At 65.5% G+C, this 16,214-nt stretch carries 18 protein-coding genes; 7 read left to right on the plus strand and 11 right to left on the minus strand.

What is annotated here, in order from left to right; genetic code table 11:
- Nucleotides 1-32: 32 nt before the first annotated feature.
- On the plus strand, nt 33-2,681 hold the full coding sequence (locus PRN20_RS13730; protein ID WP_273957974.1) for an Rne/Rng family ribonuclease: 2,649 nt from the start codon (nt 33-35) through the stop codon (nt 2,679-2,681).
- Nucleotides 2,682-2,729: 48 nt separating this feature from the next.
- Here the strand turns inward: PRN20_RS13730 and PRN20_RS13735 are convergent, their stop codons facing one another.
- Complete coding sequence (locus tag PRN20_RS13735; RefSeq protein ID WP_273957975.1) at nt 2,730-3,239, minus strand: GNAT family N-acetyltransferase; 510 nt, start codon at nt 3,237-3,239, stop codon at nt 2,730-2,732.
- On the minus strand, nt 3,236-4,390 hold the full coding sequence (locus PRN20_RS13740; protein WP_273957976.1) for a pyridoxal phosphate-dependent aminotransferase: 1,155 nt from the start codon (nt 4,388-4,390) through the stop codon (nt 3,236-3,238). The genes PRN20_RS13735 and PRN20_RS13740 overlap by 4 nt, the downstream gene beginning before the upstream one ends.
- Before the next feature lie 126 nt (nt 4,391-4,516).
- On the opposite strand from PRN20_RS13740, the gene PRN20_RS13745 reads away from it, so the two are divergent.
- From PRN20_RS13745 to accC, 4 genes are all read left to right on the plus strand, one after another.
- On the plus strand, nt 4,517-5,443 hold the full coding sequence (locus PRN20_RS13745) for a DsbA family protein (protein ID WP_273957978.1): 927 nt from the start codon (nt 4,517-4,519) through the stop codon (nt 5,441-5,443).
- A gap of 150 nt (nt 5,444-5,593) precedes the next feature.
- Nucleotides 5,594-6,028 (plus strand): type II 3-dehydroquinate dehydratase, encoded by a 435-nt coding sequence (gene aroQ, locus PRN20_RS13750; protein WP_273957979.1) that lies wholly within the window; start codon nt 5,594-5,596, stop codon nt 6,026-6,028.
- Nucleotides 6,029-6,038: 10 nt separating this feature from the next.
- Nucleotides 6,039-6,530: an acetyl-CoA carboxylase biotin carboxyl carrier protein gene (accB, locus tag PRN20_RS13755; protein WP_273957980.1), complete on the plus strand. Its 492-nt coding sequence runs from the start codon at nt 6,039-6,041 to the stop codon at nt 6,528-6,530.
- A gap of 6 nt (nt 6,531-6,536) precedes the next feature.
- Nucleotides 6,537-7,883 (plus strand): acetyl-CoA carboxylase biotin carboxylase subunit, encoded by a 1,347-nt coding sequence (gene accC / locus PRN20_RS13760; protein ID WP_273957982.1) that lies wholly within the window; start codon nt 6,537-6,539, stop codon nt 7,881-7,883.
- Between the two features lie 197 nt (nt 7,884-8,080).
- Here accC and PRN20_RS13765 read toward each other — a convergent pair whose 3' ends face one another.
- Nucleotides 8,081-9,034 (minus strand): alpha/beta hydrolase, encoded by a 954-nt coding sequence (locus tag PRN20_RS13765; RefSeq protein ID WP_273957983.1) that lies wholly within the window; start codon nt 9,032-9,034, stop codon nt 8,081-8,083.
- A gap of 95 nt (nt 9,035-9,129) precedes the next feature.
- On the opposite strand from PRN20_RS13765, the gene aat reads away from it, so the two are divergent.
- Both aat and PRN20_RS13775 read left to right on the plus strand, forming a co-directional pair.
- Nucleotides 9,130-9,759, plus strand: coding sequence for a leucyl/phenylalanyl-tRNA--protein transferase (gene aat, locus PRN20_RS13770; protein WP_273957984.1), 630 nt, complete (start codon nt 9,130-9,132; stop codon nt 9,757-9,759).
- Nucleotides 9,747-10,490 (plus strand): APH(3') family aminoglycoside O-phosphotransferase, encoded by a 744-nt coding sequence (locus tag PRN20_RS13775; protein ID WP_273957985.1) that lies wholly within the window; start codon nt 9,747-9,749, stop codon nt 10,488-10,490. The genes aat and PRN20_RS13775 overlap by 13 nt, the downstream gene beginning before the upstream one ends.
- Here the strand turns inward: PRN20_RS13775 and PRN20_RS13780 are convergent.
- The 8 genes from PRN20_RS13780 to PRN20_RS13815 all read right to left on the minus strand — a co-directional run bounded on the left by PRN20_RS13780 (nt 10,487) and on the right by PRN20_RS13815 (nt 15,723).
- Complete coding sequence (locus PRN20_RS13780) at nt 10,487-11,272, minus strand: SDR family NAD(P)-dependent oxidoreductase (RefSeq protein WP_273957987.1); 786 nt, start codon at nt 11,270-11,272, stop codon at nt 10,487-10,489. The two genes, PRN20_RS13775 and PRN20_RS13780, sit on opposite strands and share 4 nt — an antisense overlap.
- Nucleotides 11,273-11,277: 5 nt before the next feature.
- On the minus strand, nt 11,278-11,769 hold the full coding sequence (locus PRN20_RS13785) for a GyrI-like domain-containing protein (protein ID WP_273957989.1): 492 nt from the start codon (nt 11,767-11,769) through the stop codon (nt 11,278-11,280).
- Entirely contained in the window at nt 11,744-12,328 is a 585-nt protein-coding gene (locus PRN20_RS13790; RefSeq protein WP_273957990.1) for an SRPBCC family protein, read from the minus strand. Before PRN20_RS13790 ends, PRN20_RS13785 begins: the two co-directional genes overlap by 26 nt.
- Nucleotides 12,315-12,659, minus strand: a complete 345-nt coding sequence (locus PRN20_RS13795) for an ArsR/SmtB family transcription factor (RefSeq protein ID WP_273957991.1) — start codon at nt 12,657-12,659, stop codon at nt 12,315-12,317. The genes PRN20_RS13790 and PRN20_RS13795 overlap by 14 nt, the downstream gene beginning before the upstream one ends.
- A 98-nt stretch (nt 12,660-12,757) precedes the next feature.
- Nucleotides 12,758-14,149 (minus strand): glycoside hydrolase family protein, encoded by a 1,392-nt coding sequence (locus PRN20_RS13800; RefSeq protein ID WP_273957992.1) that lies wholly within the window; start codon nt 14,147-14,149, stop codon nt 12,758-12,760.
- A 138-nt stretch (nt 14,150-14,287) separates the two neighbouring features.
- Nucleotides 14,288-14,785, minus strand: coding sequence for a GyrI-like domain-containing protein (locus tag PRN20_RS13805; RefSeq protein WP_273957993.1), 498 nt, complete (start codon nt 14,783-14,785; stop codon nt 14,288-14,290).
- Between the two features lie 69 nt (nt 14,786-14,854).
- On the minus strand, nt 14,855-15,259 hold the full coding sequence (locus tag PRN20_RS13810) for a DUF2155 domain-containing protein (RefSeq protein WP_443112561.1): 405 nt from the start codon (nt 15,257-15,259) through the stop codon (nt 14,855-14,857).
- A 23-nt stretch (nt 15,260-15,282) separates the two neighbouring features.
- Complete coding sequence (locus PRN20_RS13815) at nt 15,283-15,723, minus strand: NADH:ubiquinone oxidoreductase subunit NDUFA12 (protein WP_273957994.1); 441 nt, start codon at nt 15,721-15,723, stop codon at nt 15,283-15,285.
- Between the last annotated feature and the right edge of the window lie 491 nt (nt 15,724-16,214).

The following is a 16,214-nucleotide window of genomic DNA, read 5'->3' on the forward strand; positions in this document are numbered from 1 at the left end:
TGTCGGCGCGCGACGGCGCGGAGACTTAGTTTATGGCTACAAAGCGTATGCTGGTGGATGCCATCCACCCGGAAGAGACACGGATCGTCGTTACCAACGGTAACAAGCTCGAAGAATTCGATTTCGAATCCGCCACGAGGCGGCAGCTCAGGGGTAATATCTATCTCGCCAAGGTGACGCGCGTGGAGCCCTCGCTCCAGGCAGCCTTCATCGAGTACGGCGGGAACCGCCACGGCTTCCTGGCCTTCTCGGAAATCCATCCCGACTACTACCAGATCCCGATCGCCGATCGCGAAGCCCTGCTGCGCGACGAAGAAGATCACGACGACGATGATCACGATCAGGCCTCTGCGCCGGCCGAGGCTGGTGCCGAGGACGATTCGCAGTCGACCGACGCCGAAGAAGGCGACGAGGCCAGTCACATCGAGCAGGCGCCCGCCAACAACGAGCCGGTCGAGAGCATCGGTGGTGGTGACGCGCTCGAGGACGCGCAGGAACGCCGCCGTCCAGCGCCCCGGCGTCACGACTACAAGATCCAGGAAGTGATCAAGCGCCGGCAGGTCATGCTGGTGCAGGTCGTCAAGGAAGAGCGCGGCAACAAGGGCGCGGCTCTCACCACCTACCTGTCGCTCGCCGGTCGCTATTCCGTGCTGATGCCGAACACCGCCCGTGGCGGCGGCATCTCGCGCAAGATCACGAACGCCGCGGACCGCAAGCGCCTCAAGGAGATCGTCGGAGACCTCGAAGTCCCCCAGGGTCAGGGCATCATCCTGCGTACCGCGGGCGCCTCGCGCACCAAGGCCGAGGTCAAGCGCGACTTCGAGTACCTGCAGCGCCTGTGGGAGAACGTCCGCACCCTGACTCTCAAGTCGCAGGCGCCCTGCCTCGTCTATGAGGAAGGCTCACTCATCAAGCGCACCATCCGCGATCTCTATTCAAAGGAGATCGACGAGCTGCTCGTGGCCGGCGACGACGCCTACCGCGAGGCCAAGGACTTCATGCGCATGATCATGCCGAGCCACGCCAAGAACGTGCAGCTCTACAAGGAAGATGCTCCGCTCTTCTCCAAGTATGGCGCGGAGAACCAGCTCGACCAGATGTTCTCGCCGCAGGTCACGTTGCCTTCCGGTGGCTACCTTGTGATCAACCCCACCGAAGCACTCGTCTCCATCGACGTGAACTCCGGCCGGGCGACCAAGGAGCACAACATCGAGGACACGGCGCTCCAGACCAACCTCGAGGCGGCGGAGGAAGTCTCCCGCCAGCTGAGGTTGCGCGACCTCGCCGGCCTGATCGTCATCGACTTTATCGACATGGTCGAGAACCGCTCCAACCGCGCGGTCGAGCGCAAGCTCAAGGAATGCCTGAAGAACGATCGCGCCCGCATCCAGGTGGGCCGCATCTCGCACTTCGGCCTGCTCGAAATGAGCCGCCAGCGAATCCGCTTCGGTGTCGTCGAGAGTTCGACGCACAAGTGCCCGACCTGTAGCGGCACCGGCCTCGTTCGCTCGGTCGAGAGCCTTGCGCTCATGGTCATGCGCAATGTGGAGGATCACGTCCTCCGCAAGCCTGGCCAGTCGATCAACGTCCGCGTCCCGACCGACGTCGCGCTCTACATCCTTAACTCCAAGCGCGGCACGCTGAACGCGCTCGAAGCCAAGTACAACCTCTCCGTCACCATCGTCGCCGACGATCACGTCGGTCCGTCCCACTACGCTATCGAGCGCGGCGAAACCCGCGTCATCGACCGCGTCGAAACTGCCGGCACCCACGTCCGCGTCGACACTGCGACGCTGGCCGAGGACGCCGAGCTCGACGCCGCGATCGAGGATGAAGAGGAAGAGGACGAGGCCCAGGGCGAACGCCCGGCGCGCGCCGAGGATGGCGAGCGCGGAGGTCGTCGTCGCCGTCGCCGCCGTCGTGGTGGCGAGCGCGGCGAGGAACGTCCCCAGCAACAGCAGCGCAAGCCTGCCGAAGCCGCAGCCCCCTCTGACGAGGAAAGCGATGAGGACGAGGACGAGGCTGCCGATCGTTCGACCGCCGAAGTCGGCGCCGATGGCGAACCCCGCCGCCGCCGCCGTCGCGGCCGTCGCGGTGGTCGCCGCAACCGCCGCAACGAGGATGGCACGCCGCAGTCCGAGACGGCCGAGGCCGATGCACCCGCCGCTGAGGTGGTCGCCGAGGTCGCCGTCGTCGCTCCGGTCGAGGTCGTCACCGAGGCTGCAGAAGTCCCGGCCGAGGTCGCCGAAGCCCCTGCCGAGAAGCCCAAGCGTGGCCGCCGGAAGAAGGCAGAGCCCGTAGCCAAGGAGGCTCCGCCGGCGGTAGCCGAAGCCGCACCGGCAGTTGTCGAGGCTGCTCCGGCGCCCGAGGCAGAAGCTCCGGCCGAGGCTCCCGCCGAAAAGCCCAAGCGCACCCGCGCCCGCAAGCCCAAGGCCGCTCCGGCCGAGGAAACGGCGGCGGCCCCAGCCCCCACGGCAGAGGAAGCTGCTCCTGCGGCGGTGGAAGCTGCCCCCGCTGCCGAGCCGGCAGCCGCGAAGGCCCCGAGCCGTCGCGCCAAGAAGCAGATCCCCGAGGGCGAGATCCTCGTGAGTTCGACCGCTGCGGACGAAGAGAAGCCGGCCGAAGAGGCCAAGCCCAAGAAGGCCGGCTGGTGGCAGCGCCGCCTCGGCCTCGGCGGCTAAGGCAGAAAACAAGGGCGGGATCAGATCCCGCCCTTCTTCTTTCCGGGTCTAGAGTCTCCGCCTGTGCCGATAGACCAGATCCTCGGGATCCTGCTTGGCTGCCCCGGGGTCCCGCACCGCCCCGAGCCGCTCCGCCACGGCGATTGACCGGACGTTGGCCGGATCGAAATAGCTGACCAGCGTCGGCAACCCCAGCGTTCCGAACGCCCAGTCGCGCAATGCAGCTGCCGCTTCCGTGGCGTAGCCGAGCCCCTCGAACCCATCGTAAAGCAGCCAGCCCAGTTCTTTTTCGGGAAAGAGCGGACCGTGGTTGATCCCCACTTGTCCGACACAGACACCGTCGGCCACCCGCTCGATCATCAGCGCCCCGTGGCCGAACAGCTCCCAGCACGCGATATCGTGGCAGAACACCCCCCATGCCGCCCGCGTGTCGAACGGCCCACCCATCCCCGCCGATCGCGGCGAAGCCATCAGCACGCGATAGGCCTCGAAATCCGCCTCGACCGGCGGCCGCAACACCAGTCGGTCGGTACGGAGCGTGGGGAGGCTGCCGCTCACCGCCGCCTCAGGAAATCGCCGATCCGGTTCAGGCCCTCGTCGATCGTCGCGCGCGTTCCGGCATAGGAGAACCGCACGAAGCGATTGCCGTTCAGCCGGTCGAAGTCGATCCCCGGCGTCGCGGCAACCCCGACCTCGTCCAGCATCTGGATGCAGAAGCTCAGCGAGTCGTTGGTGTAGCGGGAGAAATCGACATAGGCGTAGAAAGCCCCGTCGCCCTCGCTCGCCGCCGCCAGCCCGAACTGCGCCAGCCCCTCGGCCAGTGCGTGCCGGTTGATCGCATACTGCGCCTTCTGCGCCTCGGAATAGTCGCGCTCACCCAACGCCACGCGTCCCGCCACCTGGCTTAGCGTCGGCGCCGCGATGAACAGGTTCTGCTGCAGGATATTGGTGCGCCGGTTCAGTTCCTCCGGCAGCACCATCCAGCCGATGCGCCAGCCGGTCATGCAGTAGTACTTGGAGAAGCTGTTGATGATGATGGCATCGCGCGTGAACTCGAGCGCCGACACCGAGGGCGCCCGATAGTCGAGCCCGTGATAGATCTCATCCGAGATGAACCGCACGCCCAGCCGCGCACAAGTCTCGACAATCTCGCGCAGCGCTTCCCTTGTCACCGCAGCCCCGGTCGGGTTCGCTGGCGAGGCGAACAGCAGCCCGTCGAATTTCTCCCGGGCGTAGGCAGCCTCGATGTCGGCCGCGCTCAGCCGCCAGCCGGCCGCCGCGGTGACGGGGATCTCCACCGCCTCCATGCCCAGCCCGTCGAGCGTGTTGAGATAGGCAGGATAGCCCGGCCGCGTCACTGCGATCTTCGCCCCGCGCCCGAATGCCGCAAGAAACGCGAGGATGAAGCCCGACGACGAACCCATTGTCACGACGACGCTTTCCGGGTCCGCCTCGACTGAATGCTGGCCCTGGTAGTAGTCCGCCAGCGCCCGTCGCAGCTCGATCTGCCCGGCCGAATGCGTGTAGTGCTGCGGCAGCTCGAGCGCCGCCGCCACCGCCTCCCGCACCTTCGGCGCGGGCGGTGCACCCGGCTCGCCCGACTCCATGTGCATGATGCTGCGCCCCGCGGCTTCCGCTGCCTTGGAGCGCGCCGTGATCTCCATCACGTAGAAGGGCCTGAGGCCCGTGAGTTTCTCGTCGCCTTGCATGCCGCCTTGGCTACGGGAAACGCTTCCGCCGCTCAACTAGAATTGAACCAGCGCCTGCCGTCTCAATGGCAAATTCACTCCAGTCTGCTAAGCAGGCACGAAACCGCGCCGCCTCACGGAGTATCTATGTCTCGCCTCACCACCGTCCTCGTCCTGCTCGCTGGCGCCCTTGCCGGGGGGCTTGCCGTCTCGGTGGCAACACGGCCGTCCGTCGATGAGGCCAGGGTCCGCAGCATCGCTGAGGAGGTGGCGGCCAAGTCGGCTCCCGCCGGCGGCCTGACCCAGACGGCGGTCGAAACGATCGTCGCCGACCTCATCGCGCGCCAGCCCCGGCAGGATCTTCCCCCGTCTGCCGCCGGTGTGGACGCCGCGACCATCAATCCGATGATCGAAGACTACCTGCTCGGCAATCCCAAGATCCTGCAGCGCGTCTCCGCGGCCCTCGACGCCGAACTCAAGTCCGAGCGGACTGCCGAGAACAAGGTCGCGCTCACCGAACTCCAGCCGGTCCTCTACGAGGCCGAGAACCAGATCGTCCTGGGCAATCCCGAGGGTGATGTCACGCTCGTCGAACTGTTCGACTACAACTGCGGCTATTGCCGCCAGTCGCTGCCCGACATCGCCGCCCTGCTCGACGAGGACAAGAACCTCAGGATCATCCTCAAGGAATTCCCGATCCTCTCGCAGGCCTCCATCGATGCAGCCCGCATCGCGGTGCAGGTCGCCGACACCGATGTCGACTACTGGGAGTTCCATCACGCGCTGTTCACCGGTCGTGGCCAGGTCGACAAGGCCGCCGCGCTCAAGGCCGCCAGCGACCTCGGCCTCAACCCGATCACGCTCGAGCTTGGCATGAAGTCCCCCCGGGTCGATGAAGTACTCCAGCAGAGCTACCGGATCGCCGACCGCCTCGGCATCTCGGGAACCCCCACCTTCATCATCGGCGACGAGATCATCCCGGGTGCCATCGGCATCGACGGCCTCAGGGAGCGCATCACCAATATGCGCGCCTGCGGTGCTTCCTCCTGCCCCGCGCCGGGCCAGCCCGGATAGTCCCGGAGCGCCCTGCATCATTCTCTCTCCCCACGGCCGCTGGCCTCGTGTCGGGGGGAGAGGCCAAGTCGCCGTAAATCCGCCCTTTTTCGTGCATTACTCCGCGCCGCGCTTGCGCCCGCTGGGGGGGCGGTGCAAAAGGCACGGACCATGGCTCACCGCGTACTGCTCCTCAACGGCCCGAACCTCAACATGCTCGGCATCCGCGAGCCTGCAACCTACGGTTCGCAGACCCTCGCCGACATCGAGAAACAGGTAATCGACGAAGGCAAGTCCCTCGGCATCGAGGTCACCTGCAAGCAGTCGAACATCGAAGGCGAGCTCGTTACCTACATCCAGCAGGCGCTGGGCAACTTCGACGCCATCGTTATCAATCCCGGCGCCTACACGCACACGTCGGTCGCCATTCACGACGCCTTCCGGGCCGTCGGTTTGCCGGTGATCGAAGTCCACCTTTCCAACATCTATACCCGTGAGGCCTTCCGCCATCACTCCTACGTCTCACCGGTGGCGATGGGGGTGATTTGCGGTCTGGGTGCTACCGGATATAGGCTGGCCCTCCGCGCACTGGCCGAAAAACTATAAGAGGCAGAACATGACCAAGGCGTCCCCGAATGCCGATCAGGAACTGATCGAGGCCATTGCCAAGCTGCTCAACGAGCAGAACCTGGCGGAGATCGAGATCGAGCGCGACGACCTCCGCGTCCGCGTCACCCGTTCGTACGCCACCCAGGCCGTGCAGCAGGTCGCCGTTCCTGCCTACGCCCCGGCCGCGCCCATGCCGCCGACTCCGACCGTTCCAGCCGGCGCAGCGGCAACCGCTGCCCCCACGGCCGATGACCTCGCCTCCAACCCGGGCACGCTCACGTCCCCCATGGTCGGGACTGCCTATCTGTCCCCCGAGCCCGGCAAGCCCCCGTTCATCAGCGTCGGCGCCCGCGTCTCGGAAGGCCAGACCGTCCTCATCATCGAAGCGATGAAGACCATGAACCAGATTCCGGCGCATCGCTCGGGGACCATCACCCGCATCCTCGTCGAGGACGCATCGCCGGTCGAATACGGCCAGCCGCTCGTCGTTATCGAGTAATCAGGCATGTTCCAGAAGGTCCTCATCGCCAATCGCGGCGAGATCGCGCTCCGCATCCTCAGGGCCTGCAAGGAGCTCGGCATCCAGACGGTCGCCGTTCACTCGACGGCCGACTCCAACGCCATGCATGTCCGCCTCGCCGACGAGAGCGTCTGCATCGGCCCGCCGCCCGCCAAGGACAGCTATCTCAACATTCCGTCGATCATGGCGGCCTGTGAGATCACCGGCGCCGATGCGGTTCATCCCGGCTATGGCTTCCTCAGCGAGAATGCGCGCTTTGCCCGCATCCTCAGCGAGCACAAGATCACCTTCATCGGCCCCTCGTCGCACCATATCGAGATCATGGGCGACAAGATCACCGCCAAGAAGACGGCGGTGGAACTCGGCATCCCGGTCGTTCCCGGCTCCGCCGGTGAGGTGAAGACCGATGCCGAAGCCAAGTCGACCGCAGCCGAGATCGGCTATCCCGTGCTCATCAAGGCCACCGCCGGCGGTGGCGGGCGCGGCATGAAGGTCGCCCACTCCGAAGCCGACGTGCTGCTCGCCTGGTCGACGGCCCGTTCCGAGGCGAAGGCCGCCTTCGGCAACGATTCCGTCTATATGGAGAAGTATCTCGGCCAGCCCCGGCACATCGAAGTGCAGGTGTTGGGTGACGGCCAGGGCAACGCCGTCCACCTGGGCACGCGCGATTGCTCGCTGCAGCGCCGCCACCAGAAAGTCTGGGAAGAGGCGCCCGCGCCGACCGTCCCGCTCAACGAGCAGCTCGCGATCGGTGAGGTCTGCGCTGCTGCCATGCGCAAGCTCCGGTACTCCGGCGCCGGCACGATCGAGTTCCTGTACGAGAACGGCGAGTTTTACTTCATCGAGATGAACACGCGCCTCCAGGTGGAGCACCCGGTCACCGAGCGCATCACCGGCGTCGACATCGTCTACGAGCAGATCCGCGTCGCCTCGGGTGAGCAGCTCTCGCTGCAGCAGGACAAGATCCAGTTCAACGGCCACGCCATCGAAGTGCGCATCAATGCCGAGGATCCGCAGACCTTTGCCCCCTCGCCCGGCAAGATCCAGTTCTACCACCCGGCCGGTGGCGTGGGCGTGCGCGTCGACAGCGCCGTCTACCAGGGCTATTCGATCCCGCCCTACTACGACTCCCTTATCGGCAAGCTGATCGTCTACGGCCGCACCCGCGACGAGTGCCTGCAGCGCCTTCGCCGCGCCGTCGACGAGTTCGTAGTCGACGGGGTGAAGACCACCCTGCCCTTGTTCCAGCGTCTCATCCAGAACCAGGATATCGCCAAGGCGAACTACGACATCCACTGGCTTGAGAAGTTCCTCAAGGACAACAAGGCCTGATCAGGGCCTGAATAGTAAACGAATTCTGAATGGGCGTCCCAGCGCCCGTTCAGACGACTTCTGGCATGGTCCCCGCAACAGTAGGGGTTTGCCATGACACACTTCATCGATTACCTCGACGCCATCGTCATCATGCTGCCGGTCGTGCTCGCTGCCATCAGCCTGCCGCTTCTGGTGCGCTTCGTCGTCCGCTGACTTCAGCCACCCAGGCTATTGAGCCAACCCAGCATCTCACCCCGATAGCGCTCGGGGTTCTCCTTGAACGACCGCAAATGCTGCGCATTCGTTCGGACATAGGTGGTCGGCGCGGTCCGCTTGGCCGCCAACCGGTCGCTGATGGTCACCGGCACAAGGCTGTCAGTCGCTCCATGGGCGAGGAACAGCGGTCCTGGGAAATCCGCCACCGCACCCAGGCTGACCGCTCCACTCAGGCTTGCTCCCCGATAGGCATCGAATACCGCCACGCCTGCACTTGCGAGCGTGTGGGCGAACGGCAGCGCCCGTGCGCCCAGCTTGTCCGCTACCAGTTCCACGAAGTCGAGCGCCGGGGCATCGAGGGCGAGCGCCACGACCTTGTCGGCCTTCTCCGAATGCATGAGGAACTGCCCGGCGATCGCCCCTCCCATCGACTCCGCGACGAGGATGATGCCCGGCGCTCCGCGATCGACCATCCAGCCTACCGCTGCATCGACGTCGCGCCACTCGTTCATCCCGAAGCTGTAGAGGGCGCGCTCCTCACCCGGTGCACCGCGATCGTTGCGATAGGTGATCATCAGCGTCGGCACGTCGGCCTCATGGAGGATCGCCAACTGCCTGTAGCCATTCTCCCGGATGCCACCGATGCCGTGCACGTAGACGGCCCAGGGCCCATCCATGTTCGCCGCCGGCACGAACCAGGCCTCGGCGGGGCCAAGTTCCGTATCGATGCTCACAGTCTCGAACGGCAGCCCGAGTGCCGCCTGCGGATCACCGCGATAGCCCAGCTCGAACGGATCCTGCGGCGGGTCCGGATTGTTGTAGCCGGCCCAGTCGACCCCGCCCGGTGTCAGCAGGTGGTTGAGCACCGCCGACGTCCCGATTGCGCCGGCCGCGACATAGACAGCCACCAGCACCACGACGCCAATGCCGATCCACCTGACCCATTCATTCATCGGAGGTCCCCTTGGCCCGACCATGACCCGAACAGCACGGGGACGACAAGCACCCGGCCGTTGTTTCGCCGGACGCGGAGGCTCATATTCACCCCATGTCCCGCAAGACCGACCCGTTCGCTATCGACCTGACGCCTGAGCTCATTGTCCGGGCCTACCAGGCGGGCATTTTTCCCATGGCGGAGGACGCAGACTCGCCGGACCTGTTCTGGGTCAGTCCGCAGAAGCGCGGCGTCATTCCGCTGGACAAGTTCCACATCTCGCGCACCCTCAGGAAAACCCTGCGCACCCACCCCTATCAGATCAAGGTCGACACCGATCTCGCCGCGGTCATCGAGGGCTGCGCCACCTCAGGCGTCGATCGCGAGACGACCTGGATCAACCCCGAGATCCGCCGCCTCTACGGCGCGCTGTTCGATCGGGGCATGGTGCATACCGTCGAGGTCTGGGACGGCCCAGACCTCGTTGGCGGCCTCTACGGAGTGTCTCTCGGCGCCGCCTTCTTCGGCGAGTCGATGTTCCACCGGAAGACCGACTGCTCCAAGATTGCCATGGCGCATTTGCTGCAGCGCCTCGTCGCCGGCGGCTACCGCCTGCTCGACACCCAATTCGTCACGGATCACCTGCGCACCTTCGGCGGCATCGAGATTGCGCGCGAGGAGTATGAGGCGCGCCTGGCCGAAGCTCTGAAACACAAGGGCGATTATTTCGCATGCGACCGCTAGAGCTGCCGCCCGGCTGGGTGAAGGGCCTGACGCTGACACCGCAGACGGTCGGCAAGTCCGGTGCCTTGGTGTACCGGGCGGGCGACAGCCTCTTCATCAAGTCGGAGCCGATCTCGCACCTCACAGAGCTGCCGGGCGAGATCGATCGGCTGCGCTGGCTGCATGGCACCGGGCTGCCCTGCCCCGAGGTCATCGATGTCGCCGACCATGCCGGCCGGCATTGGCTGTTGATGACTGCGGTGCCGGGTCGCGACCTCTCCTCGACTTCGGGGGTGCCGGCCGAAGTCGCCGTCCCGCTCGTCGCTGGGGCGCTGCGACAACTGCATGCTCTGGACCCGGCGCGTTGCCCGTTCGACCACCGGGCCAGCATCCGCGTCGCCAGCGCCTCTGCCCGCTACGAGGCAGGCCTCTATGATGGTGAAGACCCCGAAAACGGCCCGACAGCCCACGCGAGGCTCATCGGCAACGTGCCGACGACCGAGGACCTCGTAGTCACGCATGGAGACGCGTGCTTTCCGAACTTCATGGCCGATGGCAACCGATTCACCGGCTTCATCGATTGCGGCCGGCTCGGGGTAGCCGACCGCCACCAGGACCTGGCCCTGGCCTGCCGCAGCCTCGAGCGGAACTATGGCGCGGCATCGATCCCGGCGTTCCTTGCCGCCTACGAGATCACGGAACCCGACGAGACGAAGCTCGACTGGTACAGGCTGCTCGACGAGTTCTTCTAGTCGACCTGCGCGCCACCGGTGGCGTTGGCGACCGTCGCCGTCATCGAGGCCGCGAGGTCCGAGGACAGCAGCACCGCCACATCGGCGATCTGTGCCAGCGGTGTCAGCCGTCGCAGCGGCGTACGCTCGCCGGCCCGCCGTTCCATCTCTTCGAGTGAAATCCCCTCTTCCCGCGCATGGAGCATGAACGCCTCGCGTACACCGGGCGCGTCGGGAGAGCCCGGCGAGCGCACGCAGACGCAGCGTACTCCGGCGGGGCCGTTCTCGACCGCCAGGTGCCGGATGAAATGCTCGATCGCGGCCTGCGACACACCGAACCCGCCCATGATGTCATAGGCTTCGCGCGCCGCGTTGGCGGAAATGCCGACAATGACGCCGCCGCCATTCGCCGCCATGTGACGGGCGTTGGCCGTCCCGGTCGAGAACCACGTCTTCATCCCCGTGACGATAGGTGCCAGGAATTTCTCGCGTGGAGTGTCAACGAGCTTCTGTCCCTGCGTGTCGTCGACGCCAACCGCGTTGAACATGATCTTGATCGGCCCCGCCCCGGCGACAATGGCCGCAAGGTGCGCGTCGACCGCCTCGTGGTCGGTGGCGTCCACGGCAGCGGCCTCCGCCCGGCCGCCGGCGCCGACGATCTCCGCGGCCAGCGCCTCGAGCTTGTCGCGGTTGCGCGCCGCGAGAAACACCCGGGCGCCTTCACGAGCGTAGGCCTTGGCAACCGCGCTGCCCACAGCACCCGATGCGCCATAGACGATCGCGTTCCTCCCCTCGAGCAGCATCTCGCCTACTCCCTGATCTTGATCTGGACGATGGTCTCCCACTTGCCCGGGTCTGGCTCGTCGTCAGGTCCGTTCAGGTAGGTCTCGAGTCGGGCAACGAACGTGTCGCCCTCCGGCGTCTCGATGGCATCCCAGCGGATACCGTTGTCGCGGGCCCAGCCGATCAGCGCGGCGTTCGCATCGATGAGACCGTCATAGTGTCCGGTGTAGGTCACCTCCGCATAGCGCCCCGCCGGCAGCACGCCGGTAACCACGCCCCCGCCGATCGGGCCGTTGGTCGCGACCGGCACCGAGAAGTCGATCTCGAGCTCTGGCATGTTGATGAAGTTGTACTTGAAGAAAACCGGCCCTCTCGGCTCAATTCCTTTGCTTTCCAGCGTCTGGAACAGCTTGCCAAGTGCTCCGGGGATCGCCTCGCCGAAGGGGATGGTCAGGCTCGTGCGCACGGCCGCATAGGGCTGCGCCTGGCGCTCAATGATCCTGGGTTGCGTCAGCATTCTTGTGTTCCCTCTCCTCTTCGGCCCGACGGCGCGCCGCAATGATGTCCTCCGCCACACCGTCGCTGCGCGGCCTGCCCTTGGGGCTCCAGTCACTGTCGGTGAACTGCGCGAGGTACCGCGCGAACACCTCGAATCCGCTGTTCCAGCCCCAGCCGTGGCCGTCGCGCTCCTCACGGCTGATGAAGGGCGTCTGCCGGAACAGCATCCGCGTCCGCCCGCCCTCGAACTCGAGAAAGTCCATGCTCACCACGGTTTCGAAGCCGTCGTACTCGTTGATGTAGGTGAAGCTCAGCCGGCTCGGCTCGGCGATCTCGAGATACTCGCCGCTGATCCAGTGCTGATGTCCCGGCCCGTTGCTCATGCAGCGGCGCCACTGCCCACCCACGCGAAAGTCGATGTCGCAGTGGAGCAGCGCATAGCCTTCCGGCCCGTGCCAGCGCACCATGTGCTCGGGGTCCCGCCAAAGGCGCCACACCAGTTCTCGCGGCGCATCGAATATCCGATCGATCTCGAGCACCAGCTCGCGCTGCTCGGCCGTAGCGCTACTGTTTCGCATCGGGGTCTCCCTTCTGAAGCTCGGCAAGATAGGCATCCATGCGCGAGAAATTCTGTTCCCAGTGCCGGCGGTAGCGCTCGACCCAGTCGGAAACTTCCGCCAGCGGCGCTGCGTTCAGCTGGACCGGACGCCATTGCGCCTGCCGCGTCCGCACCACCAGCCCGGCCTGCTCCAGCACCTTGAGGTGCCGCGATACCGCGGGCATCGAGATGTCAAAGGGTTCCGTCAGTTCGCTCACCGAGGCCTCGCCTCGGCTCAACCGCTGCAGGATGGCGCGCCGTGTCGGATCGGCCAGGGCCGCAAACGTCTGGGACAGATGATCGGCATTCATATTTCGCGAGTCCGTTACATAACACATCTGTTAAATACCGGACGCGGCAATGAGTCAAGACGATGGGTCCCCGACGACGCCGGGAACCCAACTGAGGGCTATGCCAGCACCTTGTCGCCGGGCAGCACCGTCGTCACGAACTTGTAGCCGGGGTTTGCCTTGTAGCGCGCGTCCGTCTTGACCAGCGCCATGAACTCGCGATGCCCGTCCTTGGTCCGGCCCACGAGGCAGCCTGCGCTCGTCTGTCCCAGGTCATCCTTGGGCGCGTTGTAGCCCCAGTGCTGGTTGATGCCGAACAGCCCGACATCGAGCCTGTCGTCGATCCGCTGGTAGTCCTTGTTGAGGTCCCGGTGCACCGTGACCGGCTCCACCTGCACAAGCGCCTCGTGCGACGCGGAGGGCTTTCCCGGCAGGTGCGTGCCGACGCGCCAGGCCTTGTACTGGTTGAACGCAATCCGCGCCGCCCCGCCCGGGTTCATCGGGTTCACGGTCCAGAACGTGCCGGGCTCGGTCGTGCCCTCCCACGTCGTAAGCTGTGGGACGCCGTGCGGATCGACGCTGAAGACGATGCGCAGATCGTTGAAGACGTTGGGCTTGTCGTCGTTCGACTTTCCGTCGGCGTCCATACCCTCGACATAGACGATGTTCTGGCAGTCGCTGTGCCGGCAGATGAAGTAGCGCTGCGCCTGCATGTAGTCGACCACCCTGTCGAACCAGCCTCCGGTTCGCGCAACCTCCGGCAGCTTCCGTCTCGGGGCCCTGAGCGCCGCAGCGATCTCCGCAGTGAAGCCGTCGCTGGTGCTGAGGCCATTCATCCGGCAGAACTCGTCGAGCGCCCAGCGCGTGACGTCGCCGAACTTCCCGTCCGAAGGTGGATCGAGGTAGCCCAACCCAGTCAGGGCGTCCTGCACTGACAGCACCAGGTCCTTGTGGCCGCCCAGCAGGGACATCGGAATCGGCCCGCCGTTGAACTGCACTTCGCTAACGACGACCTCCGGCTCGGCCGAGGGTGAGACCTCCATCCGGATCGATTCGAGCTCGACCGGCTGGCTCAGGAACAGTTCGCGCTCCGCTTTGCGGCGGCGCTCCAGGCCCGGCAGCCTTACGCGTTCGCCATCCGGGGTCGTTCCATACACCCAGCGCAGCAACTCGTCGGCGGCGCCCGCCACGTCGTTGGCATTGAGCTTGCGCAGCAGGGTCGAGCTGCCGAAGTTGCCGTTCCCGACATTGAACGCGAAGGACACGAGGGCCGCGCGCTGGTTCTCGGTGAGTGTCGCCGTCACCTTGGCGTCGACGAAGTTCTCGTGCTTCTTGAGATCGTCCTTCAGGAGCTTCTCGGCCTGATCGACGGTGATCCTCAGGCCCTCGTACACGTCGCCCCCTGTATGGCCCCACCCGATGGTCCAGATGTCCACCGGGTCGAGATAGGCCTCGAGCCTCAGGCCCTCGAAATGCTTGATCAGTTCCAGTCCCGCCTTGTTGATGGCCATCTCGCGCTCCCTCCAGCCCCACCAGGGACCGCCGCGCAGTGGATGCTCGACGGCCTCCGGTATTTTAGCCGGCGCTGGGCGCACGGGGATCGAACTAGAAATCCCGTCAGTAGGACTCGGTACGGAGGCGCGCGGAGCTCATTGGCCCAGCCGGAAGGCGACCTCGGTCACCCACCGTTGCGGGTCGGGCTCCTGCTGGGGATCCGTCCAGTAGATCTCGAGATGCGAATGGTCGTACTGCCCCCTCGACTGGCTCGCCATCGGGCGCGGCTCGTCCTGCTTTTCCAGCCACGCGCCAAGCGCATGATTGGCCTCGTAGAGCCCGTCATAGGGTCCGGTATGGCTCAGCGTCGCAAACCTGCCGGCAGGGATCGTGCCGGTGCGCACGCGGCCATCACCGACGAGTTCCGTGTCAGTAGGGAACCCGACCTCCATGACCATCGGCCTGCCGTCGGTCATCTCGATATAGTTGAAGAACGGGGCGCCGGCCGGCGCGACACCCTTCGACCCCAGCCAGCCGGCAACCTCGCCGATCAGCGGTGGTGCCCTGGCGGCAATCTCCTCGCGATCGAGAGAAATGCGGATCGCGGCGAAGGGCTGGTCCGGGCGAGAGACAATCTTCGGTTCGCTGAGCATCGGGCTCTCCTCTGGTTCGGAGATAACCTAGGCCCTGCACAACGCGCTTGGTTTGATCGTCGTTGCGGATCAGCCCGCCGTGGGCGGCGGTACGTCCGAGCCCTGCTTACAGTCGAGCAGCCAGATATCGTACACGGCGTGGTCGATGGCGTTGAGCGCCGGGCTGTCGGCGAACATCCAGCCGGTGAAGATGCGCTCGATCTTGCCGCTGAGGTTCACCTGGTCGACTTCGACGAACACGGTCGTGCGCTGCGTCTCGGTCGGCGGCCGGGTGTAGCAGGCGCGCGGCGTGATCTGCAGCGCACCGAACTGGACGGTCTCGTTGATATAGACGTCGAACGTCGTGATCCGGCCGGTGATCTTGTCGAGCCCGGAGAACTGCGCCACGGGATTGGCAATCGTCTCGGCCGTCGCGGGCGCGACGAGAGCAAGCATGGCGACGAAGACGGCAAGTCCCTTGCGGACCATATGCATGGGCTTCCCGGCGATGGTTGGGCTTACTCGGGCGACCAGGCGTCGTAGTCACCGCTGACGCGCGGGCGCTCGCCCTTCTTCAGCAGGCTTCCGTCCGGACGATAGGCAGCGACCGACCCTGTGAGGTTGGGCTGATGCGGCTTCTCCCACTCGCGGGCCCGGTACTCGGTCTCGGTCGGCGGAGTGTTGGTGCGGTAGTGCATCCAGCCATACCAGCCGGGCGGGATCGTCGTCGGCTCGGCATAGCCGCCGGCATAGGACACCATGCGGCGCTCGTAGCCGTTCGGACCGGGCTTCGCGCCCTTGCGCGAGCGGTAGTAGCGGTTGCCGGACTCGTCCGAGCCCACATACTCGCCCTGGGTCGCGATCCAGAGGCGCGTGCCCCAGGTGTTGCCCCGCCACCAGGTAAGGATCTCGAGCAGGAAGTCCTTCCAGCTGAACCCGTCGCGATCGTCGCGTGCCATGCCGTCCGTCCATTGCCGGCGGGTCGTCGCCCGCCTCTAGAAAATCAGCCTGCGTCTAGCATGTGGCGGCGCCAAGGACTAGGCCCCGGCCACATCAGATTTGCCAGTCCCGCCATCTACCTATGGTGTGCGAGACACCCCCAGGGGGCCGGCTATGGTCTACGCTATTGTGACGGAAATAATGCGCTTGACAGGTTTCGCACGGAAAACGGCACCCGACTTAGCCCCTTTCGCTAACCCTCGCGCGCCGCTCAAACAAGGCGAAAGAGTGGCGGGTTTCCCGTGGTTTAGAGCCGGTTTCCGTAGCGGAATCAGAGGCCCGAACAGAGAAAATTGACCATCGGCTTGCGCGAATCGAGCTTGGAACTTTTCCCCGGAATCCACATATGAGATACTGGATTTAGCCGTCGGATGCAGGCGATGCCACTACCGGTTGTATGTTGTGATGGTGCCTCGGCATTGACCGACTCGGTGAGAAGGGCCAACCCTTT

Origin of the sequence: Devosia sp. ZB163 (assembly GCF_028613635.1) — a bacterium.
Taxonomy (GTDB): Bacteria; Pseudomonadota; Alphaproteobacteria; order Rhizobiales; family Devosiaceae; genus Devosia_A.

Excerpts from the sequence above, each read along its gene's own strand:
- PRN20_RS13765 (WP_273957983.1), bottom strand. The coding sequence starts at position 9,034 with ATGAATGAATGGGTCAGGTGGATCGGCATTGGCGTCGTGGTGCTGGTG.
- accC (WP_273957982.1), top strand. The coding sequence starts at position 6,537 with ATGTTCCAGAAGGTCCTCATCGCCAATCGCGGCGAGATCGCGCTCCGC.
- PRN20_RS13780 (WP_273957987.1), bottom strand. The coding sequence starts at position 11,272 with ATGCTGCTCGAGGGGAGGAACGCGATCGTCTATGGCGCATCGGGTGCT.
- PRN20_RS13800 (WP_273957992.1), bottom strand. The coding sequence starts at position 14,149 with ATGGCCATCAACAAGGCGGGACTGGAACTGATCAAGCATTTCGAGGGC.
- PRN20_RS13810 (WP_443112561.1), bottom strand. The coding sequence starts at position 15,259 with ATGCATATGGTCCGCAAGGGACTTGCCGTCTTCGTCGCCATGCTTGCT.
- PRN20_RS13785 (WP_273957989.1), bottom strand. The coding sequence starts at position 11,769 with ATGCTGACGCAACCCAGGATCATTGAGCGCCAGGCGCAGCCCTATGCG.
- PRN20_RS13775 (WP_273957985.1), top strand. The coding sequence starts at position 9,747 with ATGCGACCGCTAGAGCTGCCGCCCGGCTGGGTGAAGGGCCTGACGCTG.
- PRN20_RS13815 (WP_273957994.1), bottom strand. The coding sequence starts at position 15,723 with ATGGCACGCGACGATCGCGACGGGTTCAGCTGGAAGGACTTCCTGCTC.
- aroQ (WP_273957979.1), top strand. The coding sequence starts at position 5,594 with ATGGCTCACCGCGTACTGCTCCTCAACGGCCCGAACCTCAACATGCTC.
- PRN20_RS13745 (WP_273957978.1), top strand. The coding sequence starts at position 4,517 with ATGTCTCGCCTCACCACCGTCCTCGTCCTGCTCGCTGGCGCCCTTGCC.
- aat (WP_273957984.1), top strand. The coding sequence starts at position 9,130 with ATGTCCCGCAAGACCGACCCGTTCGCTATCGACCTGACGCCTGAGCTC.
- PRN20_RS13740 (WP_273957976.1), bottom strand. The coding sequence starts at position 4,390 with ATGCAAGGCGACGAGAAACTCACGGGCCTCAGGCCCTTCTACGTGATG.
- PRN20_RS13730 (WP_273957974.1), top strand. The coding sequence starts at position 33 with ATGGCTACAAAGCGTATGCTGGTGGATGCCATCCACCCGGAAGAGACA.
- PRN20_RS13795 (WP_273957991.1), bottom strand. The coding sequence starts at position 12,659 with ATGAATGCCGATCATCTGTCCCAGACGTTTGCGGCCCTGGCCGATCCG.
- accB (WP_273957980.1), top strand. The coding sequence starts at position 6,039 with ATGACCAAGGCGTCCCCGAATGCCGATCAGGAACTGATCGAGGCCATT.
- PRN20_RS13805 (WP_273957993.1), bottom strand. The coding sequence starts at position 14,785 with ATGCTCAGCGAACCGAAGATTGTCTCTCGCCCGGACCAGCCCTTCGCC.
- PRN20_RS13790 (WP_273957990.1), bottom strand. The coding sequence starts at position 12,328 with ATGCGAAACAGTAGCGCTACGGCCGAGCAGCGCGAGCTGGTGCTCGAG.